This is a genomic window from Rhodobacter sp. P1_C2, assembly GCF_056406375.1.
Genome location: NZ_JBFUAG010000004.1, coordinates 294,824 through 310,248, shown reverse-complemented (window position 1 = coordinate 310,248; position 15,425 = coordinate 294,824). Strand labels below are relative to the sequence as shown.

At 66.6% G+C, this 15,425-nt stretch carries 16 protein-coding genes; 12 read left to right on the top strand and 4 right to left on the bottom strand.

What is annotated here, in order from left to right:
• Positions 1-2 precede the first annotated feature (2 nt).
• The 4 genes from AC1DZT_RS08630 (at position 3) to dtd (ending at position 3,758) form a co-directional block, all read left to right on the top strand.
• Entirely contained in the window at positions 3-1,163 is a 1,161-nt protein-coding gene (locus tag AC1DZT_RS08630; RefSeq protein ID WP_478006209.1) for a TFIIB-type zinc ribbon-containing protein, read from the top strand.
• Positions 1,164-1,319: 156 nt separating this feature from the next.
• Positions 1,320-2,282, top strand: coding sequence for a phosphoribosylaminoimidazolesuccinocarboxamide synthase (locus AC1DZT_RS08625; protein WP_478006208.1), 963 nt, complete (start codon positions 1,320-1,322; stop codon positions 2,280-2,282).
• A 109-nt stretch (positions 2,283-2,391) separates the two neighbouring features.
• Complete coding sequence (locus AC1DZT_RS08620) at positions 2,392-3,315, top strand: carbohydrate kinase family protein (RefSeq protein ID WP_478006207.1); 924 nt, start codon at positions 2,392-2,394, stop codon at positions 3,313-3,315.
• Positions 3,315-3,758 (top strand): D-aminoacyl-tRNA deacylase, encoded by a 444-nt coding sequence (gene dtd, locus AC1DZT_RS08615; RefSeq protein ID WP_478006206.1) that lies wholly within the window; start codon positions 3,315-3,317, stop codon positions 3,756-3,758. The genes AC1DZT_RS08620 and dtd overlap by 1 nt, the downstream gene beginning before the upstream one ends.
• 54 nt (positions 3,759-3,812) lie before the next feature.
• Here the strand turns inward: dtd and AC1DZT_RS08610 are convergent, their stop codons facing one another.
• Positions 3,813-4,334 (bottom strand): hypothetical protein, encoded by a 522-nt coding sequence (locus AC1DZT_RS08610; protein ID WP_478006205.1) that lies wholly within the window; start codon positions 4,332-4,334, stop codon positions 3,813-3,815.
• 128 nt (positions 4,335-4,462) lie between these two features.
• On the bottom strand, positions 4,463-6,349 hold the full coding sequence (locus AC1DZT_RS08605) for an acyl-CoA synthetase (protein WP_478006204.1): 1,887 nt from the start codon (positions 6,347-6,349) through the stop codon (positions 4,463-4,465).
• A gap of 148 nt (positions 6,350-6,497) precedes the next feature.
• Here AC1DZT_RS08605 and AC1DZT_RS08600 point away from each other — a divergent pair, with 148 nt between their 5' ends.
• On the top strand, positions 6,498-7,004 hold the full coding sequence (locus AC1DZT_RS08600; RefSeq protein ID WP_478006203.1) for a hypothetical protein: 507 nt from the start codon (positions 6,498-6,500) through the stop codon (positions 7,002-7,004).
• Here AC1DZT_RS08600 and AC1DZT_RS08595 read toward each other — a convergent pair.
• Positions 6,976-8,763: an ABC transporter transmembrane domain-containing protein gene (locus tag AC1DZT_RS08595; protein WP_478006202.1), complete on the bottom strand. Its 1,788-nt coding sequence runs from the start codon at positions 8,761-8,763 to the stop codon at positions 6,976-6,978. The two genes, AC1DZT_RS08600 and AC1DZT_RS08595, sit on opposite strands and share 29 nt — an antisense overlap.
• 120 nt (positions 8,764-8,883) lie before the next feature.
• Between AC1DZT_RS08595 and AC1DZT_RS08590 the strand changes: the two genes are divergently transcribed.
• From AC1DZT_RS08590 to AC1DZT_RS08565, 6 genes are all read left to right on the top strand, one after another.
• The gene (locus AC1DZT_RS08590) at positions 8,884-9,702 is read left to right on the top strand and encodes an alpha/beta fold hydrolase (protein ID WP_478006201.1); all 819 of its coding nucleotides are present in this window, start codon (positions 8,884-8,886) and stop codon (positions 9,700-9,702) included.
• Positions 9,703-9,722: 20 nt separating this feature from the next.
• On the top strand, positions 9,723-10,721 hold the full coding sequence (locus AC1DZT_RS08585) for a threonine ammonia-lyase (RefSeq protein ID WP_478006300.1): 999 nt from the start codon (positions 9,723-9,725) through the stop codon (positions 10,719-10,721).
• Between the two features lie 40 nt (positions 10,722-10,761).
• The gene (locus AC1DZT_RS08580; protein WP_478006200.1) at positions 10,762-11,544 is read left to right on the top strand and encodes an alpha/beta fold hydrolase; all 783 of its coding nucleotides are present in this window, start codon (positions 10,762-10,764) and stop codon (positions 11,542-11,544) included.
• A 155-nt stretch (positions 11,545-11,699) separates the two neighbouring features.
• Positions 11,700-12,938, top strand: coding sequence for a mandelate racemase/muconate lactonizing enzyme family protein (locus AC1DZT_RS08575; protein WP_478006199.1), 1,239 nt, complete (start codon positions 11,700-11,702; stop codon positions 12,936-12,938).
• A 51-nt stretch (positions 12,939-12,989) separates the two neighbouring features.
• The gene (locus AC1DZT_RS08570; protein ID WP_478006198.1) at positions 12,990-13,688 is read left to right on the top strand and encodes an SDR family oxidoreductase; all 699 of its coding nucleotides are present in this window, start codon (positions 12,990-12,992) and stop codon (positions 13,686-13,688) included.
• 4 nt (positions 13,689-13,692) lie between these two features.
• A complete protein-coding gene (locus AC1DZT_RS08565) occupies positions 13,693-14,151 on the top strand; it encodes a hypothetical protein (RefSeq protein WP_478006197.1) in 459 nt (152 codons plus the stop codon).
• Between the two features lie 40 nt (positions 14,152-14,191).
• Here the strand turns inward: AC1DZT_RS08565 and AC1DZT_RS08560 are convergent, their stop codons facing one another.
• A complete protein-coding gene (locus tag AC1DZT_RS08560) occupies positions 14,192-14,458 on the bottom strand; it encodes a TFIIB-type zinc ribbon-containing protein (RefSeq protein ID WP_478006196.1) in 267 nt (88 codons plus the stop codon).
• Positions 14,459-14,582: 124 nt separating this feature from the next.
• Between AC1DZT_RS08560 and yghU the strand changes: the two genes are divergently transcribed.
• Positions 14,583-15,425, top strand: a complete 843-nt coding sequence (yghU, locus tag AC1DZT_RS08555) for a glutathione-dependent disulfide-bond oxidoreductase (RefSeq protein ID WP_478006195.1) — start codon at positions 14,583-14,585, stop codon at positions 15,423-15,425.

The window sequence follows — 15,425 nt, the reverse complement described above, 5'->3', positions numbered from 1 at the left end:
CTATGGCCAGCGTCAGCGAGGAACACCGCTGGCCCTGCCAGCAATGCGGCGCCGAGCTGCGCTTTGCGCCGGGCCAGACGGTGCTGAAATGCGACCATTGCGGTTTCGTGCAGACGATCACCCCCGGCGGCGCGGCGGACCCTTCCGCCGGCCCCTGGGCCAAGCCCGCCCGCGCCGCCAAGGCCAGGGCCTTTCAGGAACATCCCCTGGCGCAGGGCCTGTCGGACGACCTCCCCGCCAGTGCCAGCGTCGAGGTGCGCTCGACCAAATGCCCGAACTGCGGCGCGGTGGTGGAGTTTCAGGGCGCGTCCCATGCCACCGAATGCCCCTTCTGCGCCTCGCCCGTGGTGATCGACACCGGGTCGGAGCGCAAGATCAAGCCGCAGGCGCTGGTCCCCTTCGCGCTGGATGAAAGCACGGCGCGCAAGGCCTTGATTTCCTGGCTCGGCAGCCTGTGGTTCGCGCCCAACCGGCTTTTGGAATTCACCCGCGCCGGGCGGGCGCTCAATGGGGTCTATGTGCCCTACTGGACCTTCGACGCCGAGACCACCAGCCGCTACAGCGGCGCCAAGGGCATCCATTACTACGAGACCCGCACCGTCACGGTGAATGTGAACGGCCGCAACGAACAGCGCCAGGAACAGGTGCAGAAGACCCGCTGGTATCCCGCCGCGGGCACCGTCGCCCGCGATTTCGACGATGTGCTGACCATCGCCGCCACCGCCCTGCCCACCCACCTTGGTGACGGGCTGGAGCCCTGGGACCTTTCCCGGCTGGAGCCCTATACCCCCGACTACCTCGCCGGCTTCCAGGCCGAGGGCTACACCGTGGCGCTGGCCGATGGCCATGAAACCGCCAAGGGCAAGATGGAGCAGGTGATCTATCAGGATGTCCGCCAGGACATCGGCGGCGACGAGCAGCGGGTGGACCATATCGACACCAGCTATGCCGCCGAGACCTTCAAGCACATCCTGCTGCCGGTCTGGATGGCGGCCTACAAGTACAACGGCAAAAGCTACCGTTTCCTCGTCAATGGCCAGACCGGCGAAGTGCAGGGCGAACGCCCGTGGAGCGTCTGGAAGATCGCCTTCGCCACACTCGCCGCCGCCGTGGTCGCAGGCGTCGTCTTCTACTTCTATCAAAAGGCCCAGAACGGCGGCTGACCCGGCGTCCCGCCCCCTTACCCTTTGCTCCTTTCCAAATACTCGCGGGGGGGTCTGGGGGGGCGGCAGCCCACCCAGCCGGGTCCGCCGAGCGCCCCCCAGTTGACTCTCCCCCCCTCCCCGGGCATTGGGGAACCCATCCCTTCCGGAGGCCCCATGCGCGTTCTGCCCCATGCCCGCATTCCCGAATTGCCCAATCCCTATTTCGGCAAGGTCCGCGATTGCTACGACCTGCCCGCCGATGCGGAACATCCCGATGGCCGCCGCATCCTGATCGCCAGCGACCGGATCTCGGCCTTCGACCGGATCCTCGCCGCCATCCCCTACAAGGGCCAGGTCCTGACCCAGATCGCGAAGTTCTGGTTCGAACGCACCGGGGACATCATCGCGAACCATGTGCTGGCCTACCCCGATCCGAATGTGGTGATCGGCGAGCGGCTGACCATCCTGCCGGTCGAGGTCGTGGTGCGCGGCTATCTGGCCGGGACCACCTCGACCTCGATCCTGACCCGTTACCGGGCCGGCCAGCGCGAGATGTATGGCCATACCCTGCCCGAGGGTCTGCGCGACAACGAGGTCCTGCCGGCGCCGATCATTACGCCGACCTCCAAGGCCTTCGACGGCGGCCATGACGAGCCCCTGACCGAGGCCGAGATCATCGCGCAGGGCCTTCTGACCCAGGCGCAATGGGACGAGGTTTCCGCCGCAGCGCTGGCGCTTTTCGCCCGCGGGCAGAAGATGGCGGCGGAGCGCGGGCTGATCCTGGTTGATACGAAATATGAATTCGGCATCGACAGCAAAGGCCGCATCCTGATCGCGGATGAGATCCACACGCCGGATTCCAGCCGCTACTGGATCGCCTCGGGTTATGCGGAAGCATTTGCCACTGGCGGGCGGCCGCCGAGCTTCGACAAGGATGTGATCCGCTCCTGGGTGGCGGCGCGCTGCGATCCTTACAAGGACCCGATCCCCGAGATTCCCACCGAGATCATCGAAGCCACCAGCAAGGTCTATATCCAGGCCTTTGAGGCGATCACCGGCGCCCCCTTCGTGCCCGACCTTTCGGGCGCCACCCCGCTAGACCGGATCCGCACGGCCCTGACGCCCTATTTCGGCTAGATGGGCAGATTGCCCATCCTACCGGACGGACCTCGGCCCTTGGCAGGCGGAGTGTTTGCGCTAACGGGACGATTTCCGCTATGGTCCCTGAAAACCTCGGGAGGGTGAAATGATTCTCAGCTGTGGCGAAGCCCTGATCGACATGTTGCCGCGCACCAGCACGGCGGGCGAGGCCTGCTTTGCGCCCTATGCCGGCGGAGCGGTGTTCAACACGGCGATCGCCCTGGGGCGGCTAGGTGCGCCTTCGGCCTTCTTCTCTGGCGTCTCGACCGACATGCTGGGCGAGATCCTGGCCGATACGCTGGCGGCCTCGAAGGTCGACACGCGGTATTGCGCGCGCTCGGGCCGGCCGACCACGGTGGCTTTCGTCAAGCTGGTGGATGGCCAGGCGACCTATGCCTTTTACGACGAGGGCACGGCGGGGGTGATGCTGTCGCAGGACCAGCTGCCGACCCTGCCTGCCGAGGTCGACACGCTGTTCTTCGGCGGCATCTCGCTGGTCAATGACCCGGCGGCCTCGACCTACGAGGCCTTGCAGGCGCGCGAGGCGGCCACCCGGGTCACCATGATCGACCCCAACATCCGGCTTGGCTTCATCGCCGGCAAGGAGGGCCCCTACCGCGCCCGGATCGAGCGGATGATCGCGCGGGCCGATATCGTCAAGCTGTCGGACGAGGATCTGCACTGGCTGTCGGGCAAGGGCGATCTGACCAAGCTGGCGCGGGCGATCGTGGCCAAGGGGCCGAAGGTGGTCTTCATCACCGAAGGGGCGGCAGGCGCGCGCGCCGTCACCGCGACGCAGGACCGTTTCGTGGCGGCCCAGAAGGTCACCGTGGCCGATACGGTCGGCGCGGGCGACACGTTCAACGCAGGCGCCCTCTGCGCCTTGCATGAGGCGGGGGCGCTGACCAAGGCGCGGATCGCCGCCCTGACCGATGCCGAACTGGATGCGGCGCTCAGCCTCGGCACGCGGTCGGCGGGCGTCACCGTCTCGCGTCCCGGCGCCAACCCGCCCTGGCGGCACGAGCTCTGATGCGGGCGCTGCTGCAACGGGTCTCGCAGGCCTCGGTCACGGTGGAGGGCAAGGTCGTGGGGCAGATCGGCCCCGGCCTGCTGATCCTGGTCTGCGCGATGCAGGGCGACACCACGGCCGAGGCTGACAAGCTCGCCGCCAAGATCGCCAAGCTGCGCATCTTCAAGGATGAGGCCGGCAAGATGAACCTCTCGGTGCGCGACATCACAGGCTCCGCGCTGGTGGTCAGCCAGTTCACCCTCGCCGCCGATCTGCGCGGCAACCGGCCCGGCTTTTCCTATGCCGCCGCCCCGGCCGAGGGCCAGAAGCTTTACGAATACTTCGCCGCCCGCATCGCGGGCGAGGGCATTCCGGTCGAAAAGGGCATCTTCGGCGCCGATATGGACGTCGCCCTCAACAATGACGGGCCGGTCACCATCTGGATGGACACGGCGAGCCTGTAAGGCCGCCGTGTTGATTTTTCGCAGAAAAATCGTGGCCCGAACCCCGAACCCGCCTCAGTTGAAGGGATTGGACTTGCCGCTGATCGCCTCGCCGCAGTCCAGCAACTTGCTGATCGAGGCGGCGGAGCCTGCCAGCGAGTAATCCTTGACGCCGCTGCCGTCCTTCGAGCGCAGGTGCAGCATTGCGCCCTTGGCGACCTCCAGCACGAAGTTGACGCTTTCCTTGCCCTCGGGCAGTTCATACATCACGGTGCTGCCGCTCAGCGTGGCATCGGGCACCAGCCAGGCGCCGCGGCGGTCGATCTCCACCTTCAGATCCGCGCTGTCGCTTTCGCCGAATTCCCAGTCTTCCGAGAAGAACACCAGCCGGATCGCCTGATCCGGAAAGATCCAGATCGAGAAGCTTTCGCCCGGGTCGGAGACTTCGGCGAGGCAGGCATAGGTGTCATCGTCGAAGGTCACGCCCTCGACCTGCCAGCTTTTGTAGGAGTAAAGCACATCCGTGCGTTCCGCCAAGGCCGGCACGGCCCCAGCCCCCAGACCCAAAGCCACCAGAATACCCAGCCCGAACCGCATCACCAATTCCTCCGCCCAATGTGATTTGACATCAGATTTGAGCGAGCGGCGCGATTCCCGCAACCGAAAACGCAAGGAATTTCTGGACATTCCCGCAAGCATGACCCGCAGCCCGGCGCGTGGCAGGCTCAGGCCGCCCACTCCCAAGGGGTTGAGAAGTCTCCCATAACCTCGGCCACCCTCGCCTCCTCGGCGGGCAGACGGCCGGAAAGCCGCGCCAAAAGGCCGCGCTTGCGGTCCTCGATCACCTCTGCCACGCTGGCCGAAAGGCCGGCCTCGGCCAGGGTCGCATCGAAGACCCGGGCGATGGCCATCTTGCGCAGTTCGGGCTTCAGGACCTTGCCGACGGCGGTCTTGGGCAGGGCGGGCAGGATCTCGACATGTTTGGGGATGGCGGCGCGTTCGGTGATACGGGCATGGGCATGGGCGGCAAGGTCCTCGACCGTCACCGAAGCGCCCTTGACCAGTTCGACATAGACGCAAGGGATTTCGCCGGCATGGGCATCGGGCTGGCCGATCGCCCCGGCGAAGGCCACGGCGGGATGGGCCATCATCGCCTCTTCGATCAGGGCGGGGTCGATGTTGTGGCCGCCGCGGATGATCAGATCCTTGGCCCGCCCGGTGATGAAGAGATAGCCCTCGGCGTCGATCCGGCCCAGATCGCCGGTGCGCAGATAGGTGCCTTCGGCGAAAAGCCCGTCATTGCGGCCCGCCTCGACATAGGTGCTGCCGGGGATGACGCCGGGGCTGTGGACGCAGATTTCGCCGACCTCGTCGACGCCGCACGCGCGCGGGCCCGCGGCATCGCGGGTCAGGATGCGGACTTGGGTATAGGGCAAGGGCAGCCCGACCGAGCCGATCTTCTTGACCCCATCCGGCGGGTTGACCGCGACGAGGCAGGTGCATTCGGTCAGCCCGTAGCCTTCCAGCACCTGCACCCCCGTCGCCCGCTCATAACGGTTGAACAGCTCCACCGGCAGCGGGGCCGAGCCGGAGAAGGTGCCGCGCAGCGTGCCAATCTTCGCATTGACCGGGCGCTGCATCAGTGCCGAAAGCGCCGTCGGCACGGCGATGAGGTAGGTGACCCCATAGCGTTCCACCAGCTTCCAGAGGTTGTCGAAGACCCCCTCGCCCCGGTAGCCCTGCGGCGTGGGAAAGACCACATGCGCGCCCGAGGCCACCATCGACATCAGCACGGGATAGGCCGCCAGCACATGGAACAGGGGCAGCGGGCAGAGGACCACATCCGTCTCGCGGAACAGAAGCTTGTGGCCGAGCCAGCCGTTGTAGATCATCCCCGAGACGCGGTGCTGCGCCACCTTGGGCATGCCGGTGGTGCCGCCGGTGTGGAAATAGGCGGCGATGCGGTCCTCGGGCGGGTCGGCGAAGGCGAGCGTCTTCGGCTGGCGGGCGAGGCTTTCGGCAAAGCCCATCACCCTGGCCTTGTGGGCGCGCGGGTTCTTCGGGCGGATCAGCTTGACGATCAGCGATTTCGGAAACGGCAGGTAATGGGCGAGGTCGACCTCCAGCACGGTCTGCACGCCCGGCGCCTCGACCAGGGCCTCGCCGACCTTCTGGGCCAAGTCGCTGTGGGGGAAGCTTTTCAGCGTCACCAGGACCTTGGCCCCGGTCTCGCGCAGGATGCCGGCGATCTGGGAAGGCGCCAGCAGCGGGTTGACCGGGCAGACGATCCCCGCCACCGCCCCGGCCAGCAGCGTCACCGAAGTTTCCAGCGCATTGGGCAGGATGAAGGCCACCACATCCTTCGGCCCGATGCCGAGCGACCTAAAGAGGTTGGCGGCCTGGCTCACCTGATCCAGCATCTCGGCCCAGGTCAGCGTCTTGGCCTTGTCCTGCGCGCCCGAGGTCAGCTGAAAGCTGACGGCGGGGCGGCTGCCATGCGCCCTTGCGGTGCGGGAGAGGAAGTCGTGCAGGCTGTGACCGACATCGCGGGCGTCCCAGGGCATCTCGGCCTCGATCGCGGCGATATCCTCCCGCGTGCGGAATGCGGCCATGGTCCCCTCCCCTGATCCCGCCCTTTTGCCAGGGCTTGGCCCCAAGATGAAGCCAAAGCGCGGCTTTGCCAAGGACCGGATGCAAGACCGGGTTGCGGGCGCAAGGTTTTCGGCGATAGTCCCCAAAGGATGCGGCTGGAGAGATGCCTTGGATCTGAGCCCGAGATGCGAAGACTGCGTGGCCCTGTGTTGCGTGATGCTGCCTTTCGATGCCGGCGCGGACTTCGCCTTTGACAAGCCGGGCGGCCTGCCCTGCCGCCACCTGTCGGGCCATGCCTGCGGCATCCATGCCGCGCTGGCGGATCAGGGCTTCTCGGGCTGCCTGCGCTATGACTGCCTTGGCGCCGGGCAAAGGGTGACGCAGGAGGTCTTCTCGGGCAAAAGCTGGCGCAGCCAGCCCGACCTTGCCCTGCCGATGGAGGCCGCCTTCCGCGCGATGCGCCGGCTGCACGAGGATCACGCGCTTCTTGCCAGCGCCGCCAGCCTGCCCCTGACCGCGGGCGAAGAGGCCCGGCGGCTGGACCTGCTGGCCGAGGTCGATGTCGAGGCGCGCCAGACCGAGGCGAGCCTTGCCGCCTATGAGGAAGGGCCCCTGCCCCGCGCGGTGCGCGGCTTTCTCGCCGATCTCAGGGCGCGGTTGCGGCCCCGTCGGTGAATTGCAGCCGGGCCAGCCGGGCGTAAAGCCCGTTCTGCGCCACGAGTTCGTCATGCGTGCCCATGGCGACGATGCTGCCCTTGTCCAGCACGACGATCCGGCTGGCGCGCTTGACGGTGGCCAGGCGGTGCGCCACGACCAGAACCGTGCGGCCCTGGGCCAGTCGGTCGACGGCCTCCTGCACCAGACGCTCGCTTTCGGCGTCTAGCGCCGAGGTCGCCTCATCCAGCAGAAGGATCGGCGCATCGCGCAGGATGGCGCGGGCGATGGCGACGCGCTGCTTCTGCCCGCCCGACAGCATCACCCCGCGCTCGCCAAGGAACGTGTCATAGCCCTGCGGCAGGGCCATGATGAAGTCATGCGCGGCGGCGGCCCGGGCTGCCTCCTCCACCTCGGCATCGGTCGCATCGGGGCGGCCGAAGCGGATGTTGTCGCGGGCCGAGGCGGCGAAGATCACCGAATCCTGCGGCACAAGGGCGATCTGGCGGCGCAGGGTCTCGCGCTCTAGATCGCGCAGATCGACGCCTTCCAGCGTGATCCGGCCCGTGGTCGGGTCAAAGAAGCGCAAGAGCAGCTGGAAGACGGTGGATTTGCCCGCACCCGAGGGGCCGACCAGCGCCACCGTCTCGCCCGGGGCGATGGTCAGCGAAAAGCCCGCCAGCGCCGGCATTTCGCGCCGCGAGGGGTATTTGAAGCTGACATTCTCGAAGGCCAGCGCGCCCTGCACCGGCTGCGGCAGGGCCTTGGGATGGGCCGGGTCCTGCACCGGATCTTCGGCCTGCAACATCTCGACCAGGCGTTCGGTGGCGCCGGCGGCGCGCTGCAACTCGCCCCAGATCTCGGAAAGCGCACCGACCGCACCCGCCACCATGACGGCGAGGATGACGAACTGCACCAGCTCTCCAGGCGTCATGGCGCCCGAGCGGACATCATGCGCGCCGATCCAGAGGACGCCGACCACCCCGGCAAAGACGAGGAACATGACCAGAAAGGTCATCACGGCCCGCAGCCCGATCCGGTTCAGCGCCGCGCCATAGCTTTTCTCGGTCACATGGGCAAATTCGGCGCGGGTGGCGCCGACATGGGTGAAGGCCTGGACGATCTGCACCGCCGACAGGGCCTCGGACGCCTTGCCGGAGGATTGCGCGATCCAGTCCTGGTTTTCCCGGCTCGAGGCGCGCAGACGCCGGCCCAGCACCACGATCGGCACCACCACGGCGGGCACGATCAGCAGCACCAGGAGCGTGAGCTTGGTCGAGGTCAGCATCAAGAGAACCATGCCGCCCAGCAACATCAACACGTTGCGCAGCGCGACCGAGACGGAGGAGCCGATCACCGACTGGATCAGCGTGGTGTCGGTGGTGATGCGCGACAGGACCTCGCCCGTCATGATGCCTTCGAAATAGGCCGGGCTCATCGCCATCACCCGGTCGAACAGGGCGCGGCGGATATCGGCCACCACACGCTCGCCCAGCCTTGTGACGAAGTAGTAGCGCACCCCGGTGCCGAGAGCCAGAACCGCCGCTACCGCCATGGCCGCGCCGAAATACTGGTCGAGCATCGCCGCCCGCTCCAGCCCGAAACCGTCGATCACCCGGCGCACCGCAAGCGGCAGGATCAGGCTGACCGAGGCCGTGACGATCAGCGCCAGCCCCGCCACCACGGCCATGCCGCGGTACGGCGCCAGAAAGGGCGCCAGCCCTGCCAAAGCCCCGACCCTGCGCGATTTCGCCCGGTCCTGCATGTCAAGCTGCGCCATGTCCTGCTCCTCGTGATCGGCAACCGTCTAAGCCGGGGACCGCCGACAGGCAAGCGCCGCGTCACCGATGCGACTTTCGGCCTCTTCCCAGCGCCGGGCTTTCCTGCTTAGGTCGCGGCCATGCAGTATTTCATCCTCCCCGACGGAACCCGCCTAGCCTATGACGATCAGGGTCAGGGCACGGTGCTTTTGTGCCTGCCCGGCCTGACCCGGACGATGCGCGATTTCGGCTATGTGCTGCCGCATCTGACCGGACGGGTGATCCGGATGGATTACCGGGGCCGTGGCCTCAGTTCCTGGACCGGGGCGGCGAGCTATAATGTCGTGCAAGAGGCGCAGGATGCGCTGGCCTTGATGGATCACCTCGGGGTGGACAGTTTCGCCGTGCTTGGCACCTCGCGCGGCGGGCTGATCGGGCTGGTCCTGGCCCATATGGCGCGGGACAGGCTGCTGGGCCTTTGCCTCAACGACATCGGCCCGGTGATCGAACGCGGCGGGTTGGAGCGGATTTCGGCCTATGTCGGGCGCAGCCCCTCGGCCCGCAGCCACGAGGCTTTTGCCGCCGTGCTGGAACAGAACTCCCCCGGTTTTGCCAATGTGCCGGAATCGCGCTGGCTGGAAGAGGCGCATATCCATGCGAAAATGGGGATTTCCGGGCTGCAGATCACCTATGACCCGGCCTTGCGCGAAAGCTTCCTTGCCTCGCTGGCCGCCCCTTCGGGCGATGCCTGGCAGCTGTTCGACCTGTGCGCCGGCATGCCGATGGCGGTGATAAGGGGCGAGAACTCGGATCTTCTGAGCGCGCAGACCGTGGCCGAGATGGCGCTGCGGCACCCCGGGCTGATTGCGGCCACCGTGCCCGACCGCGCCCATGTGCCCTTTCTCGATGAACCCGAGGCGCTCGCCGCCCTGCAACAGTTTCAGGAGGCTGTCGGATGAGCCTTGCTCCCGATATCGCGATGCCCGATCTTGCGATGATAGAGGCCGCCGAGGCCCGCTTGGCAGGCCACGCCCGCCTGACGCCCCTTCTGAACGCGCCGCTTCTGGACCGTCTGGCCGGGCGGCGGATCTTCGTGAAGGCCGAATGCCTGCAATGGACCGGCAGTTTCAAGTTCCGCGGCGCCTGGTCGGCCCTGACCGCCCTGAGCGCGGAGGCGCGTCAAAAGGGCGTGATCGCCTTCTCTTCGGGCAATCATGCGCAGGGCGTGGCCTATGCCGCATCGCTTCTGGGTGCCCCAGCGGTGATCGTGATGCCAGAGGATGCCCCGGCAGTGAAGATCGCCAACACAAGGGCCTATGGCGCCGAGGTCGTCCTTTACGACCGGGTGAACGAGGACCGCGAGGCGATCGGCCAGACCCTGTCGCAGGCGCGCGGGTTGACCCTGATCCGCCCCTATGACGAGCCTCTGGTGATTGCGGGTCAGGCCAGCGTCGGGCTGGAGATCGCGGCGCAAGCCGCCGCTGCCGGGATCACCTCGGCCGATGTGATCACCTGCTGCGGCGGTGGCGGGTTGACCGCCGGGATCGCCCTTGCCCTGGAGGCCCGCGCCCCCGGCCTGCGTGTCCGCCCGGCCGAGCCTGCGGGCTTTGACGATACCGCCCGCTCGCTCGCTTCCGGCCAGGTGCAGCGCAATGCCACGGCCAGCGGCTCGATCTGCGATGCGATCGTGACGCCGGAGCCTGGCAAGATCACCTTCCCCGTCCTGCAACGCCTCTGCGGCCCCGGCCTTGTGGTCACGGATGACGAGGCCTTGCGCGCGATGGCCCTGGCTTTCACCCACCTGCGCATCGTGATCGAGCCGGGCGGTGCCGTGGCGCTGGCCGCCGCCCTCTTCCGACACGACCTGCCCGAAACCGTGATCTGCACGGCCTCTGGCGGGAATGTGGAGCCGGAAACCTTCACCCGGGCGCTGGAACTGCTTGCAACGAAGTGGGAATATCCGACATTCTGGCCGTAAGAACCTGACGGTTCGCCCCCGAGCCATGAAGTTTTGCAACATGCTGGTCTTTCTGCCCGATGTCCGCCTGCAAACCCGCGTCGAAGGCCCGGCCTCGGCGCCGCCGCTGGTCTTCTCCCATGCCCTGGGCACCAACATGTCGATCTGGGACGGCGTGCTGGAACATCTGACCGGCTACCGCACCCTGACCTATGACCAGCGCGGCCATGGCCTGTCGGACGTGCCGAAGGCGCCCTATGCGATGGGCACGCTGGTGCGCGATGCCGAACGGCTGATGGATTACTTCGGCATGAAGGAGGCGGTCTTCATCGGCGTCTCGCTTGGCGGGATGGTGGCGCAGGGGCTGGCGGTCAAACGGCTGGATCTGGTGCGCGGGCTGGTCCTGTCCAACACCGCCGCCCGGATCGCCACGCCCGAGATCTGGGCCGCCCGCACCGCGCAGATCCGGACCGAGGGCCTCGCCGCCTATGCCCCCTCTGCCCTGCAACGCCAGTTGGGCAACCGCTGGGAAGACAGCCCGCACCGCGCCTATCTGGAACGCATCCTGATGGCCACCGATCCCGAAGGCTGGGCCGGTTGCGCCGCGGCGATCGGCGGCACCGATTTCTACACCACCACCGCCAGCCTGCGCCTGCCCGCCATGGCTATCGCGGGATCGAACGACGGCACCACCCCGCCCGACCTCGTCCGCGAAACCGCCGAGCTGATCCCCGGCCACCGCTTCGAACTGATGCGCGGCACCGGCCATTTCCCGATGGTCGAAAAACCCGCCGAATACGCCGCCCTCCTCAAAGACTTCCTCATCAGCATCGGCCACTTCTGAAATCCCCCCCGCACCCCCCGTTTGCTCCTTTCAAAATACTCCGGGGTGAGGCCGCAGGCCGAGGGGCAGCGCCCCTTTCCGACATCGAATGTCGCGCACCGCCAGAAATTCGCCGCGCTCTGCCCTAATCTGGCGCCAAAATCGGAGGATCGCGCATGAAGCTCAAGGATCTGGACATCTTCGTCGTGGCCCCGCCCGCGCCCGGCTGGGGCGGCCGCTACTGGATCTTCACCAAGCTTACGACCGACAATGGTATCGTGGGCTATGGTGAATGCTATGCCTCCACCGTCGGCCCCAAGGCGATGATCGCGGTGATCGAGGATGTGTTCGAACGCCACATGCTGGGCGAGAACCCGGAAAACCTCGAACTCATGTACCGCCGGGCCTATTCCTCGGGCTTCACGCAAAGGCCGGACCCCACGGTGATGGGCGCCTTTTCCGGGCTGGAGATCGCCTGCTGGGACATCCTCGGCAAGGCGCGGAACCGTCCGGTCTGGGCCCTGCTCGGCGGCAAGATGAACGAGCGGGTGCGCAGCTATACCTATCTTTACCCCGAACCGGGCGAGGATGCGGCCGAGTTCTGGGTCAATGCCGACATGACCGCGCAAGCCGCCGCCCGCGCTGTCAAACAGGGCTTCACCGCGGTCAAGTTCGACCCCGCCGGCCCCTATACGATCCGCGGCGGGCATGAGCCTGCGGGGTCGGACATCAGCCGTTCGGTCGAGTTCTGCAAGAAGATCCGCGAGGCAGTGGGCGACAAGGCCGATCTTCTCTTCGGCACCCATGGCCAGTTCTCCACCCCCGGCGCGATCCGGATGGGCCGCGCCCTGGAGCCTTATGACCCGCTCTGGTACGAAGAGCCGATCCCGCCGGACAACCTCTTGGAATTTGCCGAAGTGGCGCGCCATGTCCGCATTCCGCTCGCCACCGGCGAGAGGCTGACCACCAAGGCCGAATTCGGCACCCTGCTGCGCGCCGGTGGCGTGAAGATCCTGCAACCGGCGCTGGGGCGTCTGGGCGGCATTCTGGAGGCGAAGAAGCTTTCGGCGATTGCCGAGATCTTCAACGCCCAAGTCGCACCGCATCTTTACGCCGGGCCGGTCGAATGGGCGGCGAATATCCATCTGGCCGTCTCGATCCCCAATATCCTGATGGCGGAAACCATCCAGACCGGCGGGGCCTTCCACCTTGCGCTGATCAAGAACAGCCTGAAATGGGAGGACGGCTATATCCTGCCGCCCGAGGCCCCCGGCCTTGGCATCGAGTTCGACGAGGACCTCGCCCGCGCCCATCCCTTCACCGGCACCGGCCTGCATTTGCAGATGCAGGAGGCGGCCTGCGATTATCGCCACGGCAACCGGTTCGAGGGCGGGGCGCCGGCGCCCTCCAAGTAAGCTTGCGGTGGCGGGCGCAAGGTGGCAGCCTGCCCGAAACAGGAGAGAACGATGCAGAAAGTGGCACTCATCACCGCGGGCGGTTCGGGCATGGGGGCGGCGGCGGCGCGACGGCTGGCCGCTGACGGTTACGGCGTGGCGATCCTCTCCTCCTCCGGCAAGGGCGAGGCTTTGGCGCTGGAACTGGGCGGCGTCGGTGTGACCGGGTCGAACCAGTCGGGCGAGGATGTCAAACGCGTGGTCGATGCCGCGATGGCGCGCTTTGGCCGGATCGACGTGCTGGTGAACTCCGCCGGCCACGGGCCGCGCGCCCCCTTGCTGGAGATTTCGGACGAGGATTGGCACAAGGGGATGGAGGTCTACCTGATGCCCGTCCTGCGCACGACCCGTCTGGTCGCGCCGATCATGGTGGCGCAGGGCGGCGGCGCGATCATCAACATCTCCACCGCCTGGGCCTTTGAACCCTCGGCGATGTTCCCGACCTCGGCGGTGTTCCGGGCCGGATTGGCGAGCTATACCAAGATCTTCGCCGACGACTTCGGCCCGAAAAACGTCCGGATGAACAACATCATGCCCGGCTGGATCGACAGCCTGCCCGCGACCGAAGCGCGCGCCAAGTCGGTGCCGATGGGCCGCTATGGCCGGGCGGAGGAGATTGCCGCCACCGTGGCCTTCCTCGCCTCGGAGGGCGCAGGCTATATCACCGGGCAGAACCTGCGGGTCGATGGCGGTGTGACGCGGTCGGTGTAATCCCATGTCCTACAAGCGCCCGATCGTCCCGGCCGATTTCACGCCCCCCGCCCGCTGGGACGGGCCGGGGTTTCACCTGCGCATGCTGACGATCCATGACCTCGTGAAGGATTTCGACGCCGTGATGGCCGCGGCCCCGCTGTTGCGCGAGGTGACCCGCCCCGGCTCCATCTGGCCCGCGGGTCTGACGCTGGAGGGCAACCTGGTCGACCTTGGCTGGCATCAGCGCGAGTTCATCCTGCGCCATTCCTTCGCCTATACGGTGATGAACGACGACGAAAGCCGGTGCCTGGGCTGTTGCTACATCAACCCCTCGGACTGGGCGGAATATGAGGTTTTCGCCACCTATTGGGGACGGGATCGGGCGATCGACGCAGAGATCGGCACCGCCTTCCGGAGCCTCGTTGCGACATTTCCCTTCCGGTCGGTGGCCTTTCCCGGCCGCGATCACGCCTGGCGCTGATCTGGCCGGGACCTGGCCCTGACGCCAGGGCAGACCGCTGTCAGAAATCGAACAACTCGCCCAGGAAGCCCTCGCGCTTCTTGCGCTTGCCATAGCGGTGGTCGTCGTCGCCGGAATAGCGGCGGTCGTCGTCATCGCTGCGGCGCGGGGCGGCGGTCTGGCGCGGTGCCTCGGGTGCGGAGCGTTCGAGGATCTTGTCCAGCTCGCCCCGGTCCAACCAGACGCCGCGGCACTTCGGGCAATAGTCGATCTCGACTCCGCTGCGCTCGCTCATCACCAGATTTTCGCCGTCAATCGGGCATTGCATCGCTCTCTCCTCTTTGTGACTGCCTGACCGAGATGGGGGCGGGAGAGTTTCGGACAAGACCCATTGTCGGGGCGTGGCACAGTGCATAGGTTTTATCGGCAATTCCATGCCGAAGGATCAGGCGATGACCACCCCCTACATTCCCCCGAAAGTCTGGACCTGGGATCAGGCCAATGGCGGCCAGTTCGCCAGCATCAACCGGCCGATTGCCGGGGCCACCCATGACAAGGTGCTGCCGCGCGGGTCGCATCCGTTCCAGCTTTACTCGCTGGCGACGCCGAATGGCGTCAAGGTGACGATCATGTTCGAAGAGCTGCTCGAGGCCGGGTTTGCCGCCGAATATGACGCCTGGCTGATCAAGATCTCTGCCGGCGACCAGTTCGGGTCGGGCTTTGTCGAGGTCAACCCGAACTCCAAGATCCCGGCGCTGATGGATTATTCCGGGGCCGAGCCGGTCCGGGTCTTTGAATCCGGCGCGATCCTGATGCATCTGGCCGAAAAGTTCGGCGCCTTCCTGCCCGCCTCCGGTCCGGCGCGGACCGAGGTGCTGAGCTGGCTGTTCTGGCAGATGGGTTCGGCGCCCTTCCTGGGCGGCGGCTTCGGGCATTTCTTCGCCTATGCCCCGGAAAAGATTGAATATGCGATCAACCGCTATGCGATGGAGGTCAAGCGCCAGCTCGACGTTCTGGACCGCCACCTGGCAAATGCCGAATATGTCGGCAGGGAATATTCGATCGCCGACATGGCGATTTTCCCCTGGTACGGCAATATGGTCCTGGGGTCGAGCTATGCCAATTCGGCCGAGTTCCTTGATGTCGGCATCTATACCAACGTGAAACGCTGGGCCGATGCGATTGCCGCCCGCCCTGCCGTCAAGCGCGGCCGGATCGTCAACAAGAACTGGGGCGACGAGGCCGCGCAATTGCCCGAACGCCATTCGGCGGCGGATTTCGCCGGCAAGGTCTAA